Genomic DNA, 24,838 nt, shown 5'->3' with positions numbered 1-24,838 from the left:
CCACCAGCAGTGCGGCCCGTCAACGAAAAGGCCCGGCTATTCGCCGGGCCTTTTCTTCAACACCTGCGGAGCAAGCGGTCAGCCGCCGCGCGATGCCTTCTTGCGGTCGTTTTCCGTCAGGTGCTTCTTGCGCATGCGGATTTCCTTCGGCGTCACCTCGACGAGCTCGTCGTCGTCGATGAAGTCGAGCGCCTGCTCCAGCGTGAACTTCGTGGCCGGGGTCAGCTGGATGGCGTCGTCCTTGCCCGATGCGCGCATGTTGGTCAGCGGCTTCGGCTTGATCGCGTTGACCGTGAGGTCGTTGTCCTTCGCATGGATGCCGATCAGCTGGCCTTCGTACACGGAATCACCCTCGGCGGCGAACAGCTTGCCGCGCTCCTGGAGGGGGCCGAGCGAGTAGGCCGGGGTGGTGCCGGCGGCGTTCGCGATCATGACACCGTTCTGGCGCTTCGCGATCGGGGCCGGCGTGTACGGACCGTAGTGGTCGAACACGTGGAACAGCAGGCCGCTACCCTGGGTCAGGGTCTTGAACTGGTTCTGGAAGCCGATGAGGCCACGCGCCGGGATCAGGTACTCCAGGCGCACGCGGCCCTTGCCATCCGACACCATGTTCTTGAGGTCGCCCTTGCGGATGCCCAGGCGCTCCATGACGCCACCCTGGTGGACTTCCTCGATGTCGACCACCAGCTGCTCGATCGGCTCCATCTTCTGGCCGTCGATTTCCTTGATGATGACTTCCGGACGCGACACGGCGAGCTCGTAGCCCTCGCGGCGCATGTTTTCGATGAGCACGGAGAGATGCAGTTCGCCGCGGCCCGAGACCAGGAACTTGTCGGCATCGGAACCGTCTTCCACGCGGAGGGCGACGTTGTGCACCTTCTCGCGGTCGAGGCGCTCGCGCAGCTGGCGGCTGGTCAGGAACTTGCCGCCGGAGAGATCCTTGTGGCCGACGAAGGGCGAATTGTTGACCTGGAAGGTCATGCTGATCATCGGTTCGTCGACGCTCAGCGCCGGCAGCGCTTCCGGCACGTCGGGCGAGGTGACCGTATCGGAAATGGTCAGGTCGGGAATACCCGAGATGGCGACGATGTCACCCGCCTCGGCGGAATCCTGTTCGATGCGCTCGAGACCGAGGAAGCCGAGCACCTGCACGATCTTGCCCTGGCGCTTCTTGCCATGGCGGTCGATCACGGCGACCGGCATGCCCTTGCGCAGGGTGCCGCGCTGGATGCGGCCGATGCCGATGACGCCGACGAAGTTGTTGTAGTCCAGCTGGCTGATGCGCATCTGGAACGGGCCGTCCGGATCGACGTCCGGCTTCGGCGCATGCTGCATGATCGCTTCGTACAGCGGGGTCATGTCGCCTTCGCGGGCGTTCTCGTCGAGCGAGGCGTAACCGTTCAGCGCCGACGCGTAGACGATGGGGAATTCCATCTGCTCGTCGTTGGCACCGAGCTTTTCGAAGAGGTCCCAAACCTGTTCGACCACCCATTCCGGACGAGCGCCCGGGCGGTCGACCTTGTTGACGACGACGATCGGGCGGAAGCCCATCGCGAAGGCCTTCTGCGTGACGAAACGGGTCTGCGGCATCGGGCCGTCCATCGCGTCGACGAGGATCAACACCGTGTCGACCATCGACAGCACGCGCTCGACCTCGCCACCGAAGTCGGCGTGTCCCGGGGTGTCGACGATGTTGATGCGGTTCTTGACGCCTTTCTTCTTGTCTTCCCAGGTGATCGCGGTGTTCTTGGCGAGGATCGTGATGCCACGTTCCTTTTCCTGGTCGTTCGAATCCATGACGCGCTCGGCCAGCACGGTGCGCTCGTTGAGCGTGCCCGACTGCTTCAGAAGCTGATCGACGAGGGTGGTCTTGCCATGGTCGACGTGAGCGACGATGGCGATATTGCGCAGGTTTTCGATCGACATGCGTTATGCGCCGGCAATGGGCCGGATCGCCTCTTTGGTTTGGGAAGCCGCCGATTATAAAGGAAAAGCGTGGCGTCCGCATGACCGGCGGATACGGCCCCCGGGCGGGGCCATTCAGGGCAATCCCCTACGGCCCGCTCCGAGATTGGCCTACATTTTCAGAATTCTTCTATATGAGATTCGCGGACAGATCGCCAGCATGGCGTGGCCCATCCGGGGGCGTTCATATAATTAAATAAAGTGAGGTTCCATGATTTCCGTTCGTCATATCGCCGCTGGCTGCGTCCTCGCCCTCGTCACCACCTCGGCATCCGCCGGTAACGGCCCGTTTGGATCGGCGCTGACCATCAAGGGCGGCGTTTCGACGACTTCTGTCGAGAATTTCGAGGCTGTCCCCGTGGGTGAAATGCCCGCCGCAGGGCTCGATCTGCCGTCGATCACGGTCCGTTACGCGGGTGGGGCCGCCTCCGGCGTGCAAAATGGCAATTCGCCCAACGACTGCCCGCAACTGGTGGCCGATGGTTACGCCCTCGGCCCGGTCGAGAAGGCGGAGCCTTACGACATCGTGATCAATTTCAAGGAAGCGCCCACGGACCTCGGGATCGGCCTTTGCGGCTCGCCGTTTCCCCCGTCCAAGGACACCACGGTCGAGATCTTTGCCGCCGACGGCAGGAGCTTGCAGTCCACCACGTTCGCCGCCGGCCGGATCTTCGCCGAGCGCGTGACGTATAGCGGCAGCACGCCGGCCGGATATGCCGTCATCCATGCTGGCGGTCACGTATACGTCGATAACATCCTCACGGGGCAGCCCGTCAAGCACTAAGTCCAGCTAGCGAATCGGGCGGCCGCCGCGAAGCGGCCGCCCATGCCGTCAGGGCAGCAGTGGCTCGTCCCGGCAGCTCGCCGGCAGGTATTTCGCGTCCACTCCCTCGCCGGAGCAGCCCCACGAGACCGTATGCCCCTCGACCCTCGGAGTGAGCACCAGCGTGGCGGAATCCAGCCGCGCGTCGGTCTTGTGCGGCGGCGTGGCGTCCATGGTGACGACGATCTCGCCACCGGGACCCACTTCGACCGACCCCGCGTAATCGTTGCCCAGGCTTTCCGGCGCACCGAGGCCGGCGGCCTTGTTGCTGGCCGGGAACTTGCCCGTGCTCTGCCGGTGCTCCGCCACCGCGACTTTCACGGTATCCGCGGCGGCGAGCGCCCCGCTGACCTGGCTGCGCAGCGTGTAGTTCTGGTACTGCGGCACGGCGATGGCCGCCATGATGGCCGTGCCGGCCACGATACCCATGCCGCCCACCGAACCGACCAGCTCGACCGGGCTCTGCTCGTAGGTGAACGAGATCGCGAGCGTTTCCGGATCGACCTCCACCGCCGCGCCGATCACGCCCTTCTCCGGGAGGTTCAGGGTATGCGCGGAAGGCAGGCGGCTGATATCCACGTCCGCCCCCGAGGCGGCACCGAGGAACTGCAGGATCTCCAGGTAGCTGTAATAGGCTTCGCGTTGGGCATCGCGGCTGGTGGCGGTATAGCCGATGAGGGTCCGGTCGCCGGGATAGGCGCGCGCCTTGAACCAGTCCTCGAGTGAGGTCTCCGGTTTTGCCGCGGCACGGTCGGCCAGTGCCTGCGGCACCTTCGCCATGACGATCCAGTCGCCGTCCTCGACCCAGTACGAGCGGCCACCGAGGCGGCCGGTGAGGGCCAGCAGCGGCTTCAACGAGGGATCGGCATCGGCTGGCATGTCCTCGGTGCCCGGACCCGGCATGTACAGCCAGTGCACCTCGGTGCCGTCGACCGTCGATACGCCGGTCTTCCATCCCTTGCCCGCCAGGGCGTCGATCCGTGCGTACCAGTCCTTGCGGTCGGGTGTGCGCATGGCGAAGAACAGGCCCGCGTCGTCGGAGAACACGAGGAATTCCGGTCCGAACCAGCGGAACCAGTCGGCGGGCTCGGCACCGTAGCGGTCCTTGATCTTCGCCACGCCGGCGCGATAGTTCTTTGCGGCGTCCTGGCCGAAGTCGAGGTTGAGGTTGTCCTCGAAGGTCTTGTACGCCTTGGCATCCGGCAGTGACAGCGTCATCGCCCAGCGCGGCTCGCCGGCCGCTTTCAGGTCGGGCGCGAAGGCGTGCGGTGCGAGGTACTGCAGCAGGCGGGCCTGCGGCGCATGCGCGATGACCCGGAACTGGGCGCGTCCGTCGACCGTGCCACCGCCGAATGCGATGGCGTCCGCCTTCGAGGCGAAGTCGGCAGGCAGTTTGCCAAACGGGGAATCGCCGGCCTGCGCCGCGGCGACACCGCCGACACCGCGCACGCTGACCCAGCCGAACAGGCCTTCGCCGGAGGTATCGATACGCTGTTCCAGCGTGCCCAGGGTGGCGGGTGCCGTGGCCGGCGTGGACTTGCCGATGGTGGCGATCACTTCGTCGAGTTTTGTCTTGTCGCTCGGTTCCTGCGCCGACTGGGTCACCCAAAGGCGGCGTTCGGCGACGACGTAGCGGATGGCTCCCCCGCCGGTGAGCTGACCGTTGCCTTGCGCGTCCAGCGGCGCGGCGAGTAGCGGCGAGGTCGTGTCCAGCGAAGCGGCGCGTGCGTTGAACGCCTCGATCGAAGGGACATCGAGCAAGGCGGTGAGGACCACGCGGGAGGTGGGCGCCGGGATGCCGACGGGATCGATCAATGCGGCTTCCACCGGCGAGCGCAGGTCGCCCAGCAGGAGGTTCACGACGGGCGCGAGCTTGAGATCCGCGAGCACCTTGTCCTTGGCCATGCCTTCGCGAATGCGCGCGACGGTGTCGAGGTGGGCCTTGGACGAGAGAGCCGCATCGAGGGGGCGTCCGTTGGGTACGCCTCCGATCGCCGCCCAGGGCGACGGAATGCGCAGGTAGGCCACGGTCTGCGCGGGCAGGTGCTGGCGCAGCCAGGCTGGCGAGGCGATGGCCGCCTGGGCGGCGGCGACGGCTTTCGGGTCCGCGGCGGGTGTTTCGTCTTTCTTGTGGCAGGCGGCGAGGCCGAGCGCCGCGACGATGGCGGCGGACAGCAGGACGGTACGACGGGCAATCATTGCTCTATCCCCTTGGTGTCATCCGGCTCCTGCCGGGCGGCGAAGAGGATAGCAGCGCCTCCGTCTCATATCGCGCATGCAGGATGCCGATCCGGCACGACCGGTTCCGCGCGGAGCTCCGGCCGGTCGTAGGGGATATAGCTGTTCCAGTACCAGGGAAAGCAGGTCTTTCCCAGGACGTCGTCCAGCAGGTAAGCGAAGATCGATTCACCGCGCGAGCTGTTGCTCATCAAGAGCACGCAGGTCTTCGACCGTTCCAGGCAGACGAACAGGTTGTTGGTGCCGTCGTCGTGGCCTTCCTTGAAGAACGCCGGGCCACGCGGTGACTCGAACGTCCCCACGCCGATGGCGTAACCCAGCGAAATCGAATCGTTGTCGTGGCTGTCCGCCAGTCCGATGGTAGGGAATTGCCGCACGGAGCGGATGCGCACCACGGGCTTCAACCAGGTGCGGTACGTGGCTGCCTTCAGGCCGTCGCCGCGCGACATGGCCGCAAGCAGGCGTGCGTAGTCGGTGATCGTCGTATCCATCGAACCGGCGGCGCGGACCGATTCACGCTTCTTGTGCCCGAGCGGCTTGCCCTCTTCGTCGTATCCGATGGCGAAGTTTCCCGCGAAGTCGTCGCGCCAGGTCATGCTGGTGCGGGTCATTCCGTAGCGCTCGAAGAGGCGGTTCTTCATGAGGGTGTCGACGTCGATCGACTTGCCGTTCTCCAGCACGAACTGCATCAGGTTGATGCCTTCGCCCGAGTAGCCGAAGCGGGTGCCCGGATCGAAATAGAAGGAAAGCTTCCCGTTGGGGTCGTAGTCCTTGCCGGGCTGCCAGAAGCGGAAGTTGGGAAAGCCCGTGCGATGGCTGAGCAGGATGGATGGCGTGAGCCGGCGCCACCGCTCGTCGCCGGCCAGATCGGCGTACTTCGGATAGTCCGGGAGGGGCTTGGGCAGGTCGTCGGCGATGCTGGCGTCCAGTTTCAGCGTGCCCGCGTCGACCAGCGACATGGTCGCGTAGGCGAACGCCGCCTTGGTGAGCGACGCGGCGTACATGACGGTGTCGGTGGTCAGCGGGAGTCCCTGCTCGACATCGCGCCGGCCGTAGGCCTTCACGGAGACGACCTTGCCATCCTCGACGATGGCTACCGCCAATCCCGGTACCTTCGCCTCCTTCATGAGGAAAGCGATGCGTTGGTCGAGTGCCGTGCCGCGAAGCGGCTTGTCGGCGGCCGCGGCTGGCAGGGCGAGCAACAGACAGGAAAACAGAAGACCGGTACGAAACATGGCGACTTCTCCCCGTTCAATAAGAAGACGGCTCCCGGAGGAGCCGTCGCGATTGTCATGCCATCAGCTGTCGTCGCGCCAGCGGCGGAACCAGACGGCACCGGCGATCATCGCCACGCCTGCCGCGGCACCGATCCAGAGGGACGGGCTGGCCAGCGCGCTGTAGTGGTAGGACAGGTCCAGGGCCTCCAGCACCGCGGCGGGATCGTCGTGGCTCGGCACCACCAGCGGAGAAGCGTTACCGATCCAGCCACCCGGGATCAGGCTACCCAGCATGCGGCCGACCACGTTCTTCCAGAACCAGCCGCTCGACAGTCCCGCGATACCCATGAGGCCGAACCAGGAGACGATGACACCGGCGCCGACGGGCAGGGCGATCGCCCAGAGGAAGGGCTTGCCGCGCGCCCAGGACGAGCAGAGCAGGAGCCAGCCGATCGTGGGCAGCGCCCAGACGGCGTACAGCGGGATCAGCAGCACCAGGTTGAGCACGACCCGGAACGGATGCGCTTCCATCAGCAGGCTCCACACCCCGATACCGTGCATCGTCGCCACGATGGCCACCAGGACGGCCAGGGCCAGCCCGACGACCACGCCGACCACCACCGCGATCGCGGGAGCGAGCAGGATGGCGCTGACGACCTTGGACAAAACCGTCGAGGTATCGGACAGCGGCAGGGATTTCCAGAACAGCACGCTGCGGTCGCGGCGGTCATCGTAGAGCGCACCGAGGCAGTAGAAGAACACGACGATCGCGGTGACGGCCAGGACGATGCCGGCGATGGCGTAGAGCATGACGTCGATGCCGGCGCCCGCGTTGTGCAGGTCTTCCGGGGAGATGTTGCTGCCCTGGAAGTGCAGGTCGCCGTTGTACTTGAAACCGCCCCAGTTGGACCGGCGGCCGAACACCTCGCCGAGGATGATGCCCATGGTGTTGAGTACCAGGAACACGATGCCGGTGACCACGGGGGCCCAGAAGAAGCCGCCCTTGTGTTCCCAGAACTCGCGCTTGACCAGCCAGTAGAAGGTTTTCATGCGTAGGTGCCCTTCATGGTGGCGACGAAGAGGTCGCCGATCGACGGCCGCCGTACCTCGCCCAGCTGTTCCAGCTGCGGGCGGCTGACGTTGTCGAAGAGGAAAATGCTCTTGCCGAAAACCTGGCGTTCGTCCAGCGGCTTCAGTTGGCGTGCCGCCGCGGCGAACTCGGCGCCGACCAGCACTTCGGCGAAACGGTCGCCCAGGCTGTCCATGTCGGTGTCGAGCACGATCTTGCCGTCGCGGATGAACATGAGGTCGGTGAGGATGTGTTCGATCTCCTCCACCTGGTGCGTCGTGACCAGGATGGTCTTCTCCTCGTCGAAATAGTCTTCGAGCAAGGACTGGTAGAACTGCTTGCGGTAGAGGATGTCCAGGCCCAGCGTCGGTTCGTCCAGTACCAGCAGCCTCGCATCGATCGACATCACCAGGGCGAGGTGCAACTGCACGATCATGCCCTTGGAAAGCTGCTTCACCTTCTGTCCCGGCTGCAGCTTCGTGCGGGCCAGGAAGGCATCGCACTTGGCGCGGTCGAAGCGCGGATGGGTGTTTGCGACGAAATCGACCGCATCGCGCACCTTCAGCCAGCGCGGCAGCACGGCCACATCGGCGATGAAGCAGACCTGCTCCATCAGCTTGTCGCGGTCCTTGCGCGGGTCGAGGCCGAGGACGTTGAGCTGGCCGTCGAACGTGGTCAAGCCCAGGATGGCCTTCAACGCCGTGGTCTTGCCGGCGCCGTTCGGTCCGATCAGGCCGACGATGCGGCCCGAACCGATCTGGAACGTGGCGCCGTCCAGGGCCAGCGACGACTTGTAGCGCTTGGTCAGGCCAGTGGCGGTAACGACCGCGGTCATGACGGGTCCTCCGTGGAGCCATTGGCTTCACGCATCAGGGTTTTGAGATCGAGGCCCATGCGCTGCAGGCGGGCGAACAAGGCCGGCCATTCCTCGCGCAGGAAGCGCTCCCTTTCACTCTTGAGCAGCGCGTCGCGCGCCCCATCGATCACGAACATGCCAAGACCCCTCCGTTTCTCAACCAGTTGTTCGTCGACCAGCTCCTGGTACGCCTTGGATACGGTCAGCGGATTGATCTGAAAATCCCCCGCGACCTGGCGTACCGACGGCAGCGGATCGCCTTCGTTCAAGGCGCCGTCCAGGATCATCGCCACCACGCGTTCGCGGAGCTGGCGGTAGATCGGGACGCTGTCGTTCCAGGTGATGGACATGTATGTCATTCCTTCGCCGTGTGGCGCAGTGCGTTGCCGAACGAATAGTAGGGCATGGCCAGCTGCGCACCGATGAGCGCGGCGGCACGGTCTTCGGCGCTGCGCTTGAGTGCGGCCGCGGCCGAATCGAGTGTGGCCTCGCCCAGGAGCATGGCCTCGCGCACATCGGCGTCGGTGGGCCGCACTTCGAGAGAGGGCAGGTCGACGACATGGATGCCGTTGACGAAGTGCGGCGCGGCGAGCATCGCGGCGGCGCGGTCATCGAAGGAGCGCATGGCGAACACGCTGGTGCCGGCAATCAGGATGGAAGCGGTCAAGGCGATGAGGTTCGGCGCTTTCATGGGACGACTCCGATGACTTGTTGCTGGACTCGGTTAGAGGGAGGCGACGTTCGCGCCGGCGTCGGCGTAGACGACGATGGGGGCGAGGTCGGTGACCTTGGCGCCGTTGATCTCGGTCAGCGGGGCGGCGGTGGTCGAGGTGCTGCTGAAGACGGCCAGGGCGGCGGTGGCGATGGCGAACGAGGCGGCCAGGGCGATGTAGTTGGGGCTTTTCATGGTGCTCTCTCCAGTAGTGGTCTGGGTGACCGGTGTTGTAGTGAACTATAACACCAGATTTTCGGTCGTCAACGGGAATTTCGTTAAATCCCCTATGACTTATGGCCTATGCCGTGAAGCGCTGTGCTGGTGGGGTGCGTCTGTGGCACCCGTTCTGATGCGGGTTTGGCGGGAAAGGTTTAGGCGGTATCAAAGGTTTAGTCCGCAGCGCGGCCGGAAACGAAAGCGGCCGGCCCCCGAAGGAGCCGGCCGCCACCTACCCATCTACCGCGAGCCCGCTTACAGCTCCGCGCGGAACTCCACGCCCACCACGCGCGGATCGTTGACGAACGCGGTGCGGTTGTTGAAGTCGATGCCGCCGGTGATCACCTTCTTGTTGGTGATGTTGCGGCCGTACAGGGCGATCTCGCGCTTGCCGAATTCCCAGTTGTAGCCGATGCGGATGCCGCCTTCGAGGAACGGCTTGCTGCGGAACTCCTGCGAGTCGTACAGGAAGAAGTTCACTTCGCTGCGGTAGTTCCAGTCGGTGTACACGAAGAACTCGCCACTCTCGCCATAGGGGATGCCATAGCGTGCGGTCCAGGTGCCGATCCACTTCGGTGCGTTGGGCAGCACGTTGCCGTCGATCAACGCATTGCCGGTGGCGTTGAGCGGGTCGAGCACGGTGCAGCCGCCGCCGCACGGTGCCACCGCGAGGTTGCGATCCTTCAGCTCCGTATGGTTGTAGCTGCCGCCGGCGGTCATGTAGAACTGCGGCGTCAGGTAGGCCTCGAGGTCGAACTCGGCGCCGTAGCCCTCGGTCTTCTTCGCGTTGATCAACTGCGTGACGTTGGTCGCACCACCCACGGCGGTGAGCTGCTGGTTGTGCATGTTGTACTTGTAGACGTCGGCGTTGAAACGCAGCTTGTTGTCGTCGGTGGTCGACTTGAAGCCGATCTCGTACGAGGTGATCGTCTCCGGCTTCGCCGTGGAGATGCTGTTGGCGAAGTTGATGCGGCCCTGCACGCTCGGTGCGCGGAAGCCATTGGCGATGCGCGCATAGACGTTCGCGTTCTTCGACAACTGCCAGGTGCCGGTCAGGTCGCCGCTCCAGCGGGCGTCGGTCGGATCCGAGGTGAGCGGGCCCACCGGGCCGGTGAAGCCGAGAAAGCGTTCGGCCTTGAAGTCACGCTTGTCGTGCGACCAGCGCGCACCGGCACGCACGTCGAATTCGTCGGTGAACTGGAAATCGGCCGAACCGAACACGGCCCAGGCCTTCGTGCGCTGGCTCTGGTCCACCCAGCCATTGAGGACATGGTTGTTCAGGGTGTCGTACGAGAAGTTGGTGATCGCGATGTCTTCGTCGAAGTAGTACGTGCCCACCTGCCACTTCAGGCGCTCGGCGCTGTCGTTGGAAAGGCGGAATTCCTGGGTGATCTGGCGGTCCTTCGGCAGCGCATCGGCGGTCTCGGAGTAGAACGGCGTGACGCGGTTGGTGAAGCTGGCCTTCGCCGGCGTGCCCGATGCGTCATAGCCGCCGTCGACGTCGCCGAGGCTGTACGTGGTCGCGCGTTCCAGGCCCGTGATCGAGGCGAAGTTGAGGTCGCCGAAGTGCCAGTTCAGGTGCAGGTTGCTGCCCCAGGTGAACAGGTGCTGCTTGTTGCGACCGTCCTGCGAGACGGAATCGCGGTCGAAGCCGGGGACGAACTGGTCGCCACCCAGGGTGATCGAGTTGGCACGGTTGACCATCGCGCTGCCGTCGAGCCAGCGGCCGTGCACGTTGATCAACGCGTTGAAGTCTTCCGTGGCCTTATAGAGCGCCTGCAGGCGGATGGCGCGATCGTTGTAGCCACCCAGGTCGTCCTTCTTGCCCGTGTAGTCGTTGTCGATCCAGCCATCGCGGTGCTGGGCGAGGGCGGAGACGCGGCCCGACCAGCTCGAACTGATCTTGCCGCCGATCGCGGCTTCCGCATTGGCGGTACCGTACGAGCCATAGGAAACGCGCGCGTAGCCTTCGGTTTCCTGCGTGGGCTTGCGCGATTCGAACTTGATCACGCCGGCCGGGGAGTTACGGCCGAACAGGGTGCCCTGCGGACCGCGCAGCACTTCGACCTGCTCGAGGTCGAACAGGGGGAAGCCCTTGAGGATGGGGTTTTCCTGGACGACGTCGTCGTAGACCATCGACACCGGCTGCGACGCGTTGAGATCGAAATCGCTGTTGCCGAGGCCGCGGATGTAGAAGCGCGGAAACTCGCGGCCATAGGACGTCTCGGCGTACACGCTGGGTGCGCGGGAAGCCAGTTGCAGCACGCCGTCACCCGCCTGGCCGAAGGACTCGAGCTTCTCGGCCGTCACCACGGTCATGGAGATGGGCACCTTTTGCAGGTCTTCCGTACGCTTTTCCGCGGTCACGTTGATGGTCTGCAGGGTGGCCGTACGGGTCGGAGCGCTGGACGGCTGCGTGTTGGACGAGACGTCCTGGGCGATGGCCGCGCCGGCGGTGAGCGCCGTGGCGATGGACAAGGCGATGACGAGACGTCGCGGCATGCGGCGCGAGCTTGCGAGAGACATGTTGTGGTTTCCGCCTGGAATGGGACTGGGTGAGAGTGCCTCGCCGACGACGGCCGGGCCGTCGTCCCCTGGCGAGGGCGCGTCTGGCCCGAATTATCCCTGTGTCACCGTCATGACGAAAGTGTTGCGCTGCGGTAACGGCCCGCTGCCACATGGCGTGGCGTGTGTCACGTAAGTGAAATGCGCGGACGTTAACGTGCGCCGGATCGACGCGGATAACGCTGTTTGCCACTTTTAGGCACGTTATCGGCGACGTTTGAGGTTTTTCTCAATCCATTCGGAGCATGAGCGCGATGAAGAGACTTCCCCTGGCCGCCGCCTTCTGGACGATGTGCGGTACCGCGGCCGCCGAGGGCGCCCCCCAGGCTGCCGTCGAGTTGTACGTCGATACGAACACGCGGCAGATATTCGCGGAGCCGGGCCCGGGCCGTCAGCGCCTGGGCCGGTTCGTGCAGGCGAGCGACGAGGCGGCCCCGGCGGCGAGCGTGGCGACGACGGGAACGGCCACCCCGGCAGCCTCCGGCGCGGCCGGCACCACGGCTTCCTCGTCTCCCGCCATCGCCACGGCCAAACCCGCATCGTCGTCGGCCAAGGCCTGGTACGAGAAGATCGGCATCCGCGGTTACGTGCAGATGCGTTACAACCAGGAACTCGGCGAGGACGCCAAGGACCTCAAGTCGCCGGGCGATCGCTTCATCGGCCGCGAACAAGGTTTCGGCATCCGCCGTGCGCGCGTCGTCATCAGCGGCGATGTCACCGACAACATGTCGATCTACATCCAGCCCGACCTCGCCAGTACCCCGTCGGGCTCGAGCACCACCCACTTCGCCCAGCTGCGTGACGCGTACGCCGACCTCTGGCTCACCAAGGACAAGACCTGGCGCATTCGCGCGGGTCAATCCAAGGTTCCGTACGGTTGGGAGGATCTGCAATCGAGCCAGAACCGTCTCGCCCTCGACCGTGCCGACGCGCTGAATTCCGGCGTGCGCGACGAGCGCGACCTCGGCGTGTTCGCCTACTGGTCGCCGACGGTGGCGAAGGAGCGCTTCGCCTATCTGCAGAAGTCGGGCCTCAAGGGTTCGGGCGACTATGGCGTGATCGGTTTCGGCGTCTACAACGGGCAGGGCGCGAACCGCCCGGATCGCAACGACCAGCTGCATTCCGTCGTCCACTTCTCGTATCCGTTCAAGTTCGCCAACGGGCAGTATCTCGAGGTCGGCGCGGATGCGTACTCCGGCCGCTACAAGGTGAGCACGGGCTCCGCGACGATCGATGGCCGCACGTTCACGCCCGGCGTGGATGCGCCGGAAGCGGGATCGACGGATCGCCGCGTGGCCGCGCATGTCGTGTATTACCCGCAGCCGTTTGGGTTCCAGGCCGAATGGACCGTGGGCAAGGGGCCGGAACTCGACATCGCCCGGCGCATGGTGCGGACGAAGTCGCTGCGTGGCGGCTATGCGCAGGTGATGTACAAGTTCGACGGCGGCTTCGGTTCACTGATGCCGTATGCGAAATGGCAGACCTATCGCGGCGCGGCCAAGTTCGACACGAACGCACCGCGGATGGAAGTCGACGAACTCGAAGCCGGCGTCGAGTGGCAGCCGTCGAACGCGATCGAGCTGGCGGTGGCCTACGCGAACATGCGCCGCACCGATGTCAGTGCCGCGCCGTATCGCAAGATCGACGGGCAGTTGTTGCGGGTACAGCTGCAGGTCAATTACTGACAGCAGAAAGGCAAGCCTGGTGGGAGCCGGCCCTGTCGGCGATGCTCTGGCTTCAGGAGGGCTTCGCTCCGCAGGAATCGCCGACAAGTCGGCTCCCACACAAAGCCTGTTCCCACACAAAGCCTGTTCCCACACAAAGCCGGCTTCCACACAAAGCCGCTCCCACACAAAGCCGCTCCCACACAAAGCCGCTCCCACACAAGGTCGGCTTCCATCCAAAGCCGGCTTCCCTAAGAAGTGGTTGCCGCCATGGAGGCGGCTGCAACGAAAACCTGGTGGGAGCCGCTTCAGCGGCGATCCCGCGGCAGCGGGCAGGGTTGGGGCGAGCACCCATCGCCGCCAAGGCGGCTTCCCACCATGAGTGGCTTCCCGCCCTTGGACGGCATCCCACCGTCGAGTGGCTTCCTACGATCGGGCCGCTCCCAGAGGGAGCGGCCCGCGGATCACTTCTTCTTGGAGCCGGCTGCCAGCGACTTCTCGCGTATCGCCTTGAACTCGCTGCCGTCCTTCCAGGCTGGCCACATGTCGCTGTTGGCCAGTTTTTCGCCGAGGGCGTAGAACGCCTTCACGTTCTGCGTCACGCCATCGAAATTCCAGCGCATGTCGTAGACGTCGGTGGGCTGGTGGTAGTGGTTCTTCACGTAGTCGGCCTCGGCCGCCTCGCCGGCGGCCTTTCCACCGTTCACCATGTCGATGCCGCCACCAGCGGAAAGCGCGGGCACGCCGGCCTTGGCGAAATTGAAGTGATCGGAACGGAAGTAGTGACCTTTTTCGGGCGACGCGTCGCCGCTGACGACGCGGCCGTCGGCCTTGAGAACCTCCGCGAAGGTATCTTCCAGGTCGCCCTGGCCTAGCCCCACCACTTCCATGTCCCGGGTCGGGCCGGTGATCGGCAGGGCGTCCATGTTGATGTCCGCGACGGTCTTCGCCAACGGGAAGGGCGGATGCGCCACGTAGTATTTCGAGCCGAGCAACCCGGACTCCTCCATCGTCACCGCGGCGAAGACCACCGTGCGCTTCGGCTTGTCCTGGGCGAACTTGCCGGCGATCTCGAGCAGCGCGGCGATGCCGGTCCCATTGTCGATCGCGCCGTTGTAGATCTGGTGGCCATTGAGCGCGGGGTCGCGGCCGAGGTGGTCCCAGTGCGCGCTGTAGACGATCGCCTCGTCGGGCTTCTCACTACCCTTGACCATGCCGATGACGTTGTTGCTGAGCGAATGGGCGATGGTGCTTTGCAGGTGGATCGAGGACTTCGCGTCCAGCGGCACGGCCTTGAAGCCGCGCATGTCCGCCTGTTTCGCGAGTTCGTCGAAGTTCTTGCCGGCCTTGGCGAACAAGCGCTGGGCCGCCTCATGCGTAAGCCAGCCCGCGACGGGCAGGCGCGGCGCCGGATCTTCGCTCTCGGGGAGGTCCAGCCGGGGCATGGTCCAGCCGCTTTGCACCACGTTCCAACCATAGGCGGCCGGTTCGGTCTGGTGCACGATGAAGGCTGCGGCGGCGCCTTGACGGGCGGCTTCCTCGTACTTGTAGGTCCAGCGGCCGTAGTAGGTCATTTCACGACCCTTGAACAGGCTCGGGTCCTTGCCGTCCCAGCCCGGATCGTTGACCAGGATCACCAGCGTCTTGCCCTTCACATCGATGCCGTCGAAGTCGTTCCACTGCGCTTCGGGTGCGTCCACGCCGTATCCGACGAAGACGATGTCGGAATCCTTCAGGTCGACATCGGCCTTCGCCTGAAGCGTGCCCGCGACCATGTCCTTGCCGAAGGCGAAGCCTTCGTTACCGCCGCCTTCGGCCACGTTTAGAGTGAGTGAATCCTGGCCATTCAACGTGGTGGAGACCGCGGGAACGCTCTGTATCCAGTCGCCCTTGTTGCCCGGCTCCAGGCCCATCCGCTTGAACTGCTCGATGAGATAGTTCGTAGTAAGCCGCTCGCCCAGCGTGCCGGGTTTGCGCCCTTCGTACTCGTCCGAGGAAATGACGCGCAAATGTGCAGAGAAATCGCCGCCGGTGATCTCGGGACTGAACTCGTGATGCTCGTTGGCCACGGCGGGCAACGGCGGCGGTGGCGCGGTGGAAGGGCCGGCCGGGGCGGGCGCGGGCGCCTGGGCGGTCTTGTCTTCATCGTGGGACTGGCAGGCGGCCAGGGTGAGGACGGTCAGGCAGGCGAGAACGAGGCGTCGCATCGTCGGGGCTTTCCCTTATGGGCTGGAAACACGGCACCGAGTGTAGCCGCAGCGGAGCCCTGGCTGCCCATCCTGTCCCAAGCACTAGTTCTGCCAAGTCTTCCAGGGGTTTGTAAGGTCGATATGCCGAATCGGCAAATTCACAAAGTACTGGCATTTGCTCCCATACACCGTTAGTTATAGGCAGCGCCGATGATTTCATTCGGAAGGGAGTGCTTCGGCGCATGGAGCAAGACCGCGGGTCCAGTGCCTGCGGTATGACGCAGGGGGTGGGAGATGTGTGTCATGGGGTATGTCCGGAAAAGTACGGGCAACGACAGGGGCGTTGCCGGGAAACGGTATCCGCAATGGAGTCCGTTCCCGTCGATGCAGACGAGGACAACGAGGTCAATCCGCAGGGAGGTTATCGCATGAGCCGTCCTTCCGATGTGCTTGGTCTGGAAGACTACGATCTGGTGACACTGGGCGCTTCGCTGGGTCTTTGCGAAGTGGACTTGTTGACATTGAGCCCTGCGCGACCTCGCGCATACATCGCGTCGAAGATGCAAGATGGCGTGACCTATCTCACGGCGCATATCGACTTCGACGTTCGCGGCTCGCTGACGGTTCCCGAAGACGCTTGCATGCTCGTCTACCTGCATGAGGCCGGCGAGCGCAGCTGGTGCCAGGGCATCAGCGTGGAGTCGGACATGGCGGTCACCTTGTTGCGAGGGACCCCCACCGACTTCATGTTCGAACGCGGCACGCGCTTCACCATGGTGGTGGCCCCGTACGCGCGCTTTCGCTCGCGTTTCCTCGCCTCGGACCACGCCGATGTCGACATGGCCGCACAGCGCCTGCGCCTCTTCTCGGTGCACTCCGGTCATCTCAAGCGCGCGTACCGGCAGATCGCGAGCCAGGTGAAAGAGGCGGGGGATCCGGTCATGGGTCCGATCGAGGACCTGCTGGACGAGCATATCCGCGTCGCCCTGGCCTCGTCGCCCGAGGAGCGGCCCGTGGCATCGCGCGGCAGGCGCGCGCATTACCAGGTGGTGCGGCGGGCCGAACGCTTCATGCGGGCGAACCTGCGTCGCGACATCTATTCACAGGAGCTTTGCCAGGCGGCCGGTGCGAGCGAGCGCGGGTTGCGTTATGCCTTCGACGACCTGCTGGGCATTCCGCCCAACCGTTACCTGGCGATGCTTCGCCTGTGCACGGCGCATCGCAGCCTGGTGACGGCGGAAGCCGGCCGCCGTTCGGTGAAATCGGTCGCGCTCAGTTGCGGCATGTGGGACCTGTCGCGTTTCGCGGAAAAGTACCGCAGCGTGTTCGGTGAACAACCACGTGAAACGCTCACTCGCAGCTCGCCGACGGAGGACCTCTCCGCGGTCGAGGAATACGACGGCTGGTAATGCATCGCGGCACAGGGAGGTGCCGTTTCCGATTAGCGCGTTGCCGCATCCGACTACGCCGTTGCCGCAATTGATCAACTCCGCACCCCGGTCGATCCTCTAATCGAGCCGTCCGCGCACGACGCGGTCGACCCATCGTTAGGGGAAAGAACAATGAATCTTCGGATCCTCGATCTGCCGGGGCGCGCCGTGTGGTGCGCGCTCCTTTACCGGCGCGTGGCGGCGCAGGCGGCGATGATGTTGATGACCTCTTTCTTCGCGGCTGACGCCCTGGCGCAAGAGGCGCAAGTGGACGGCTCGTCGAGTCCGCCACCCGCACCCGTCGCAAGCACCGCACCCACCGTTACGCCCACGTCGAGCGCGGCGTCCACGGCGCCATCCGATACGACGGCCGAGACCACGGAGGAGGACGAGGACGACAACGCGGCCACGGTCGCGATGCAAGGCATCCTCGCGACCTCGCCATCGATGCGCGCGGCGTTTACCTCGACCCCATATGCCACCACGGGCCCGATCGTGTCGCCCATGGCGATCGCACCGGGGGATCCCCGCTACCCGTTGCCGGCCGAACCCAACCCTGCCGGCCTGATCCTGGGAACCGGCGGCCTGGTCGGTAACGTCGGTGGCGCGCTGTCGCCCACGCTCACCTCCTTGCTCAATCCCAATGCGCAATACCTGAGCAGCGGCGCGCTGAACCTCGCCGCCGTCAACGTCACCGGCACGTTCCAGACGATCGGCATCGGTAGCCTCAGCCTGGTCAACCTGACGCCCGTCTCCACGGCGATCAACGGCACCCTCATGGGGCAGAACCAGCATCTGACCTTGCTTGGCGGCGTCACGTCGGCAAGCTATATCACCAACGTCAACCGGGGCACTGATGGATTCTTCGCCGGTGGCGGCGGCATCCTGCTGCCGAACGGCGCGCCTGCCTGGTCGTCCGACTGCGCAAGCCTGCTGGGTATTCCGCTGGTTCGTTGCTGGGCCGTGAATCCCGCCCAGGACAACCAGGTGATCGTCGGCGACAAGGCGACGGCCAACGGATCGCAGGAAGTGGTCATCGGCCGCGGTGCGAGCCATACGCTTCCCGCGGAAGACGCCGATACGGTGTTTCCCGGCTCCGGCCGCAACGACCCGAACGATCCGACCGGCGTGCCGACCAACGATTTCGCCGCACGCAAGGGCAACTCCGTCGTGATCGGCGACAGCGCCTCGGGCACTGCCAATGCGCAGACGATCGTCGGCGCGAACGCCACGTCGTCGCAGGTGAACAGTGTCGCCCTCGGCAACGCGTCGATCGCCGATCGCGCCGCGGCCACCGGATACATCGCATTCGGGCTTGCCGCGCCACAGACATCCGTCGGCGCCGTGTCCATCGGCAGCGCGGGCAACGAACGCCAGCTCACCCATGTTGCCGCGGGCACCGACAGCTACGACGCCGTGAACGTGTTGCAGCTCCAGGGTGCGATCTCGCAAGTCTCCGCGCTCGATCCGCTCGCGGTGACCTACGACCCCGACGGCGGTGGCTTGCCGACGAACTCGGTGACCCTGGTCGGCGCGGGCACGGGCGCGGTGGGCGTGCACAACCTCGCGGCCGGATCGCTCGCCGCCGGCAGCCTGGATGCCGTCAACGGCACACAGCTCAATACGACCAACCAGGCGGTGGCGACCTTCCTGGGTGGTACCACGGCCGCCGGTCCCACCGGCGTGTTCACCGCGCCGACGTTCAACGTCACGCACGTCGATGCGGCGGGAGCGGTGAGCGTCGGTACGCACGCCGACGTGACCAGCACCTTCACCGATCTCGGCACCTCCATCGGCAACCTCAATCTCCGGCTCAACACGTTCTATACCAATGGCGTGGATTACGTCGCGATCAATTCCACGGGCGTGTTGCCTTCGGCGACCGGCACGGAGGCCATCGCCATCGGCGGTGCCACCACCGCGTCGTCGAACAACGCGATCGCGATCGGCAACGGCGCGACCGCGTCGCATGCCGACAGCATAGCCATCGGCAATGGATCGGCCACCAGCGTCGGTGCCGAAGCCGGTTACACGGCTTTTGGGCTGACCGCGCCGCAAAGCTCGACGGGTGAGGTGAATCTCGGCGGTCGCAAGGTCACAGGCGTGGCGGCAGGCACCCTGGATACCGATGTGGCGAACGTGGCGCAGCTGCGCGCGGTATCCACCGGCCTCACCGATCTCAGCCGCCTGTCGGTGCTCTACGACAATGATGGCGCGGGGAACCCACTCAACTCGCTCACGCTGGTCGGTGACGGCTCCGGCACAGCCGTCGCCGTGCACAATCTCGCCGCCGGCAGCCTCGCCCCGACGAGTTCGGATGCCGTCAACGGCGCCCAGCTCGGATCGATCACCCAGGCCCTGGCGGGTTATCTGGGCGGCGGTGCGGCTTTCGACCCCGTCACCGCGATCTTCACCGCGCCCGCGTATGCGTTGCGCCCGGTGGACGCAGGCGGCAACGTCTCGTCGGCCTCGTTCGCCAATGCCGGCGATGCGTTCACGTCCCTCGACGACTCGGTCTTCGCCTTGAACAGCCGGGTGAATGCCATCGCGGCAGGGCTCTCGCCCTATCTGGACGTCCAATCCGTCGCCGTGGCCGCCGACGCGACAGGCAACGAGAGCATCGCCTTGGGTGGCGCGGCGCAAGCCTCCGGCGACGACGCCATGGCGGCGGGCGCCCAGGCCAATGCCAGTGGCACCGGTGCGGTGGCGCTGGGTGCGCGGGCATCGGCTTCCGTCCAAGGTGGCGTCGCCATCGGCAGCGACTCGGTGGCCGATCGCACGGGCGGCGGCAACGAGGCATTCAGCGGCGTCGCGGTGCCCGTGCAGGGCGTGGTGTCGGTGGGCAGTGCGGGAGCGGAGCGGCAGATCGCGAACGTGGCCGGCGGCAGCGCCGATACCGATGCCGTGAATGTTCGCCAGTTGCGTGCGGTGGCCGACTTCGCCGGCAGCATCGGCGCATCCGCCGTGCAGTATGACGATGTCTCCCACACGAGTGTCACGCTCAACGCGGGCGGCGCCGCCACGGTGATCGGCAACCTGGCGGCGGGCAGCGTCGCGCAAGGCAGCGCCCAGGCTATCAACGGCGGGCAGTTGTGGGACTGGACCCAGAACGCCTCGAACGTCTACAGCAATCTCGCTTTGTACACGCGCATCCAGGCCTTGCAGGGAGGGGGTACGAACGGCGGCAGCATCGGCCTGAGCGTGAACAACTCCAACAACTTGCCGGCGGCTTCGGCCAGTGGCGGCAACACCATCGCCGTGGGCGCCGGGTCGACCGCCAGCGGAACCGATAGCGCGACGCTCGGCAACGGCGCCCAGGCCACGGCGGGCAATTCGGTGGCGATCGGCGCGGGTTCGGTGGCCGATCGCGCGAATACCGTGTCGGTGGGCGCGGCGGGCGCGACGCGCCAGATAACGAATGTCGCGGCGGGTACCGTCGGCACGGATGCGGCCAACGTGGCGCAGGTGAATGCCGTGCGCGAAGGCAGCGTGGGCTACGACACCCGCCCGGACGGCAGCGTCGACCGGGGAAATGTCACCCTTGGCTCGCCCGGTGCGCCAACCGTCGTGCACAACGTGGCACCCGGCACCGCGGCGACGGATGCGGCCAACGTGGGCCAGCTGGACCAGGTAGCCGACTGGTCGCGCCGCTACACCGATGAACGGGTGGGCGCGATCGACCGCGATATCCAGCGTACGAACAACCGGGCCAGCGCGGGCGTCGCCTCGGCGATGGCCATGGCGGGGCTTCCACAAGCCACGACGCCGGGACGCAACATGGCCGCGGTGGCGGGGGGCACCTTCCGTGGCGAGTCGGGCATCGCCGTCGGTATTTCCACGGTCACGGACGGGGGAGGGTGGGTCTACAAGCTCAGTGGGTCGGCGAATTCGCGTGGCGATGCGGGTTTCAGCGTGGGCGCCGGCATGGAATGGTGAGGTCGTCCGGCACCTTTCGATTGCCTTCTCGGGGCGGTCGAGGTATTGCTAGGCCGAATCATTCACTGCCAGACATGCCGACACGACTCGATATACGGCTCATTGCCCCCTCCGGATATGCGGATGACCGTGCCGCTTGCGCTCGGGGCATTGAACGGCTGCAAGCCGCCGGACATACCGTCCATGGCGGCGAGGTGGCCGATCGCGTGATGCTGCGGTTCGCCGGCGGTGACGCCGAGCGCGCCGCGGACATCAACCAGCTGGCGAGAACCGACCGGCCATTGCCCGATCTCGTCATGGCCATCTGCGGTGGCTATGGCGCGATCGCCTTGCTGGAGCGGCTGGACTATGACGGCCTTGCCGCCCGTTTCCTCGACGAATCCTGCGTGTTGGTGGGGCACGGGGACTTCACCGTGCTCCAGTGCGCGCTCTATGCCCGCAGTGCGATCGGTACGTTGCACGGGCCCATGCTCGTGCGCGACTTCGGCCAGGGTTACCTGCGCGAAAACACCTGGCGGCATTTCTGGCATACGGTGCTGTCGCCGCGAACGGAAATGAGCTGGGCCTGTGGCGATGAGCAGCACGACATGCTCGTCGAAGGCACGCTCTGGGGTGGCAACCTCTCCGCACTGTGCAGCCTGATCGGCACGCCTTACCTGCCCAGGATCGACGGCGGCATTCTCTACGTGGAGGAAACCGGCGAGCAGGCCTACCGGGTCGAACGCATGCTGTACGAACTGAAGCTGGCGGGAGTACTCGACCGCCAGCGCGCGATCCTCATCGGCGGGCTCGGTGGCCAGCGCATCAGCGAGTACGACAACGGCTACGACATCGACCATGCGCTGGAGCGTTTCTCTCGTGCCTGTGGCTTGCCGATGTTGCGCGGCCTTTCCTTCGGACACGGTCCGGACAAGTGGACGCTCCCGTTCGGCGGCCACGCATCATTGGAAGTCGTCGCGGGTGCCGCGACGTTGGCGGTGTTCGACTACCGCCATGCCGGAGCGTCCCTCGACGGGTCGACCGCTTCGGCCTGAGCGGCCTTCATCCGTGGTTCCGTAGATCGTCAGCCGAGGGCGGTGAACTGGGTCGCGCCGATCACGCCGATGAAGACGATGGACAGCATCCAGAAGCGGGCAGGGTCGCGCCACACGCAGACTCCGAGGCAGACCAGGCCCAGCACGCACGACACGATGCCGGCGGCGGTAAGGCCAAGCGTGACCAGCGACGGATCGCCACCGCCCGAGGCCAGCAACATGGGACGGAAGATCGCATACCAGGCAAGAACCAGGCAGGCTCCACCGACGATGCCCAGCAGCCAGTTGGCGGGATGATGCTTCGGCAAGGTACGGATGCCGAGGAAGATCGCAAGTACGACGACAGCGAAAACGACGAGCAACAAGGCCATGCAGTAACCCCTTTGTCGTGGCTTGCGGTCCCCACCGCGAAAGCCGTTTCCCGAGAATGGCCCATCGGGCGGCCCAGGTCATGCTGCGCCGCGCAAGGAGGGCGTTTCGTCGGCGCATGCGGCGTTTCGTCGGAATCGGCGCCGGGCAGGGCGAACCGCGTCGTATGCTCCACGCCAATGCAGGGTGGGAGTACATGTGATGGCAAGCCTGAAGTTCCTTGGACGCATCGTCGTGGCGTGGGTGGCGGCGCTATGCGTGCTAATGGTCGTGTGGTCCGGAACCGGCTGGAATCGCGGCGAATTTCCGTGGATATTCACGCTGGCGTGGTTCGTCGGCCTGCTCGTGGCGCTGTCTCGCGGCGTCACCCATCTTTACCGTGTCCGGGTGATCGCGGGCCGCGTCGATGCGGAGACCGTGTCCAACCGGCAGCGTCGCCGCGTGGAAGTGCCTTATCCCGCCGACGAGGCCTTCGCCATCGTCGACGAGGTGATCCGGGAACTGCCGAACGTGCACGATGTGAGCGGAACACGCGGCGGGCTCCAGTTGCGCGCGATCATCCGCCAGCTGGCCAACGAGCAACCACGCCGCCGTGCCCGGCCACAGTGGCAGGCATCGCTCGACCGCCACACGAAGATATCCGCCACGATCACGCCGACGGACGGATCGAGCAGCGTGATGTTCGTCTGCGAGCCGGACAGCGGCGCATGGACCGACTGGTTCAATCCCGATGGCGGTGCGTCGCTGGAGTACGTGGAAACGCTGGTACGGGCCATCACGCAGCGCCTGTCCGAACGCCGCAACCGCGAGCGTGCCGACGTACGCCAGACCGCGATGGAAAAGGAGTTGACCGCCGCGCAACTCGGTCTCCTGCAGGCGCAGGTGGAACCGCACTTCCTCTACAACACCCTGGCCAGTGCGCAGGAGCTGGTTCGTACCGACCCCGCGCGCGCCGATCGGATGCTCGGCCACCTCATCGATTACCTGCGCCGCTCGCTGCCGCGCACGGATGGTTCGCTCTCCACCCTGGGGGAGGAACTGGAGCGTTCCACCGCGTGGCTGGAGATCATGCGCCTGCGCATGGGCGACCGCCTGGCCGTGCATGCGGACGTGCCAGCGGATGCGTTGAAAGTGCCCATGCCGTCGATGATGTTGCAGACCCTGGTCGAGAATGCGATCAAGCATGGGCTCGAACCGAAACCGGGCGGTGGTGGCATCTGGATCCGCGCTGGCGTGGATGGCTCGGGCCTGTCCCTCACTGTCGCCGACGACGGCATGGGTTTCCGTAGCGACGGTGCGGGCACGGGCATCGGACTGAAGAACCTGCGCGAGCGCCTTCGCCTCATGTACGGCAGCGCCGCGGCGTTCTCGATCGGCAACAATTTTCCCCATGGTGTCGCCGCGACCATCACGTTGCCGGTGACGGGAGTGGTCGAACATGCCTAGGTGCATCGTCGCCGAAGACGAGAAGCTGCTCGCCGCCGCCTTGCAGCGCGAGCTCGCCATCGCCTGGCCCGAACTGGATGTGCTGGAAGTCGCGGAGGATGGCGGCACCGCCTTGGAAGCCATCGCGTCGCACCGGCCCGAGGTGGCCTTCCTCGACATCCGCATGCCCGGGCTCACCGGCATGGAAGTGGCCGCCGCGGCTGCCGAGGCGAGCCCGGACACCCTGGTCGTCTTCATCACCGCGTACGACCAGTACGCCGTCGACGCCTTCGAACGAGGTGCTGTGGACTACCTGCTCAAGCCGGTCACATCGGACCGGCTCGCGCAGACGGTTGCCCGCTTGCGCGGCCGTCTCGCCGACGCGGCGCGGCATGTGGAGCGGACGGCGCGGATCGCGCGCGATATCGGCGCGCATTTCGACCGTCCGCCCGACGAGCCGCTGACATGGCTCACCGCCAGCACGGGACGCGCGACACGCCTGATCCTCGTCGAGGACGTGATCTATTTCCGCGCGGACAACAAATACACGTTGGTGGCGACCGCCGATGGCGACGCCCTGCTGACGAGGCCCATCCGGGACCTGCTCCGTCAACTCGACCCGAAGATCTTCCGGCAGATCCACCGTTCGACGATCGTCAACCTGCGCCAGGTCGCCTCGGTGGAACGCGAGGACACCGGCAAGGGTTGCCTGCGGCTACGCGGCCGCCCCGAAACCCTGAGCGTGAGCCAGCCGTTCATGGCCATCTTCCGCGCCATGTGACGAAGGAGACTTCCATGCGCCTGTTTCTTGCCATCGTCTATTGCTTCATGAACCTCGCCGGCTGCACCGACGCGCAGAACCGCACGATCGTGGCCACATCCCAGGAGAACGGCGTGGTCACCCTGGACAGCCGCACGGAAGTGCGCATGGGCCGCGCACGCTTCGCCTGCCAGGCGAGCAGCGCGGGGCGCTGCTACTACACCGTGTTCGATGGTGCGGCCGAAGTGAAGGCCTTCTCGCTGGCGGTATCGGAGGAACGACTGGTCGACCGGCTGCCCGCGGGCTTCACACTGTGCGTGACGACCACGGCGGAGAAAGTCTCCGCCGGGTGCAAGCCGGCCTGATC

General features: G+C 65.6%; 19 protein-coding genes. 8 read left to right on the top strand and 11 right to left on the bottom strand.

All coding sequences use genetic code 11. The features are described 5' to 3' along the window. Window positions 1-78: 78 nt before the first annotated feature. Window positions 79-1,926 (bottom strand): translational GTPase TypA, encoded by a 1,848-nt coding sequence (typA, locus tag ACR9Y6_RS07875; protein WP_481280799.1) that lies wholly within the window; start codon window positions 1,924-1,926, stop codon window positions 79-81. Window positions 1,927-2,176: 250 nt separating this feature from the next. Between typA and ACR9Y6_RS07870 the strand changes: the two genes are divergently transcribed. Then, window positions 2,177-2,749, top strand: coding sequence for a hypothetical protein (locus ACR9Y6_RS07870; protein WP_481280798.1), 573 nt, complete (start codon window positions 2,177-2,179; stop codon window positions 2,747-2,749). A 48-nt stretch (window positions 2,750-2,797) separates the two neighbouring features. On the opposite strand, the gene ACR9Y6_RS07865 is transcribed toward ACR9Y6_RS07870, so the two are convergent. The 8 genes from ACR9Y6_RS07865 to ACR9Y6_RS07830 form a co-directional block, all read right to left on the bottom strand. Further along, entirely contained in the window at window positions 2,798-4,987 is a 2,190-nt protein-coding gene (locus tag ACR9Y6_RS07865; RefSeq protein ID WP_481280797.1) for a pilin, read from the bottom strand. Between the two features lie 65 nt (window positions 4,988-5,052). After that, window positions 5,053-6,261 (bottom strand): serine hydrolase domain-containing protein, encoded by a 1,209-nt coding sequence (locus ACR9Y6_RS07860; protein ID WP_481280796.1) that lies wholly within the window; start codon window positions 6,259-6,261, stop codon window positions 5,053-5,055. Between the two features lie 63 nt (window positions 6,262-6,324). Next, the gene (locus ACR9Y6_RS07855) at window positions 6,325-7,293 is read right to left on the bottom strand and encodes a hypothetical protein (protein WP_481280795.1); all 969 of its coding nucleotides are present in this window, start codon (window positions 7,291-7,293) and stop codon (window positions 6,325-6,327) included. Beyond that, complete coding sequence (locus tag ACR9Y6_RS07850; RefSeq protein WP_481280794.1) at window positions 7,290-8,147, bottom strand: ABC transporter ATP-binding protein; 858 nt, start codon at window positions 8,145-8,147, stop codon at window positions 7,290-7,292. Before ACR9Y6_RS07850 ends, ACR9Y6_RS07855 begins: the two co-directional genes overlap by 4 nt. Next, on the bottom strand, window positions 8,144-8,518 hold the full coding sequence (locus ACR9Y6_RS07845; protein ID WP_029213371.1) for a GntR family transcriptional regulator: 375 nt from the start codon (window positions 8,516-8,518) through the stop codon (window positions 8,144-8,146). The genes ACR9Y6_RS07850 and ACR9Y6_RS07845 overlap by 4 nt, the downstream gene beginning before the upstream one ends. Window positions 8,519-8,523: 5 nt before the next feature. After that, a complete protein-coding gene (locus ACR9Y6_RS07840) occupies window positions 8,524-8,859 on the bottom strand; it encodes a protein-tyrosine phosphatase family protein (protein WP_429197323.1) in 336 nt (111 codons plus the stop codon). Between the two features lie 33 nt (window positions 8,860-8,892). Then, the gene (locus ACR9Y6_RS07835; protein ID WP_306847627.1) at window positions 8,893-9,075 is read right to left on the bottom strand and encodes a hypothetical protein; all 183 of its coding nucleotides are present in this window, start codon (window positions 9,073-9,075) and stop codon (window positions 8,893-8,895) included. Window positions 9,076-9,354: 279 nt separating this feature from the next. Then, complete coding sequence (locus tag ACR9Y6_RS07830; RefSeq protein WP_481280793.1) at window positions 9,355-11,625, bottom strand: TonB-dependent receptor; 2,271 nt, start codon at window positions 11,623-11,625, stop codon at window positions 9,355-9,357. Window positions 11,626-11,918: 293 nt separating this feature from the next. Here ACR9Y6_RS07830 and ACR9Y6_RS07825 point away from each other — a divergent pair, with 293 nt between their 5' ends. After that, window positions 11,919-13,349 carry a porin gene (locus tag ACR9Y6_RS07825; protein ID WP_481280792.1) on the top strand — a complete coding sequence of 477 codons (1,431 nt, stop codon included), beginning with the start codon at window positions 11,919-11,921 and terminating at the stop codon, window positions 13,347-13,349. 443 nt (window positions 13,350-13,792) lie between these two features. Here ACR9Y6_RS07825 and ACR9Y6_RS07820 read toward each other — a convergent pair whose 3' ends face one another. After that, entirely contained in the window at window positions 13,793-15,535 is a 1,743-nt protein-coding gene (locus ACR9Y6_RS07820) for a M28 family metallopeptidase (RefSeq protein ID WP_481280791.1), read from the bottom strand. A gap of 347 nt (window positions 15,536-15,882) precedes the next feature. On the opposite strand from ACR9Y6_RS07820, the gene ACR9Y6_RS07815 reads away from it, so the two are divergent. The 3 genes from ACR9Y6_RS07815 (at window position 15,883) to ACR9Y6_RS07805 (ending at window position 21,917) form a co-directional block, all read left to right on the top strand. Next, on the top strand, window positions 15,883-16,926 hold the full coding sequence (locus tag ACR9Y6_RS07815) for a helix-turn-helix domain-containing protein (RefSeq protein ID WP_481280790.1): 1,044 nt from the start codon (window positions 15,883-15,885) through the stop codon (window positions 16,924-16,926). A gap of 153 nt (window positions 16,927-17,079) precedes the next feature. Then, a complete protein-coding gene (locus tag ACR9Y6_RS07810) occupies window positions 17,080-20,883 on the top strand; it encodes a YadA-like family protein (RefSeq protein WP_481280789.1) in 3,804 nt (1,267 codons plus the stop codon). A 74-nt stretch (window positions 20,884-20,957) separates the two neighbouring features. Next, window positions 20,958-21,917, top strand: coding sequence for an LD-carboxypeptidase (locus ACR9Y6_RS07805; RefSeq protein WP_481280788.1), 960 nt, complete (start codon window positions 20,958-20,960; stop codon window positions 21,915-21,917). 29 nt (window positions 21,918-21,946) lie between these two features. Here the strand turns inward: ACR9Y6_RS07805 and ACR9Y6_RS07800 are convergent, their stop codons facing one another. Further along, complete coding sequence (locus tag ACR9Y6_RS07800; protein WP_481280787.1) at window positions 21,947-22,288, bottom strand: hypothetical protein; 342 nt, start codon at window positions 22,286-22,288, stop codon at window positions 21,947-21,949. A gap of 199 nt (window positions 22,289-22,487) precedes the next feature. Between ACR9Y6_RS07800 and ACR9Y6_RS07795 the strand changes: the two genes are divergently transcribed. Genes ACR9Y6_RS07795 through ACR9Y6_RS07785 form a run of 3 tightly spaced genes read left to right on the top strand, consistent with a single transcriptional unit; the run spans window position 22,488 to window position 24,836 of the window. Then, the gene (locus ACR9Y6_RS07795; RefSeq protein WP_481280786.1) at window positions 22,488-23,732 is read left to right on the top strand and encodes a sensor histidine kinase; all 1,245 of its coding nucleotides are present in this window, start codon (window positions 22,488-22,490) and stop codon (window positions 23,730-23,732) included. Then, complete coding sequence (locus tag ACR9Y6_RS07790; RefSeq protein WP_481280785.1) at window positions 23,725-24,492, top strand: LytR/AlgR family response regulator transcription factor; 768 nt, start codon at window positions 23,725-23,727, stop codon at window positions 24,490-24,492. Before ACR9Y6_RS07795 ends, ACR9Y6_RS07790 begins: the two co-directional genes overlap by 8 nt. Before the next feature lie 14 nt (window positions 24,493-24,506). Then, window positions 24,507-24,836 carry a hypothetical protein gene (locus ACR9Y6_RS07785; RefSeq protein ID WP_481280784.1) on the top strand — a complete coding sequence of 110 codons (330 nt, stop codon included), beginning with the start codon at window positions 24,507-24,509 and terminating at the stop codon, window positions 24,834-24,836. The last annotated feature ends 2 nt before the right edge of the window (window positions 24,837-24,838 follow it).

The sequence above is a fragment of the Luteibacter sp. TLI7-4A genome (assembly GCF_056754745.1).
Note: the sequence above shows the minus strand (reverse complement) of the source record. Positions and strands in the feature narration are given on the sequence as shown.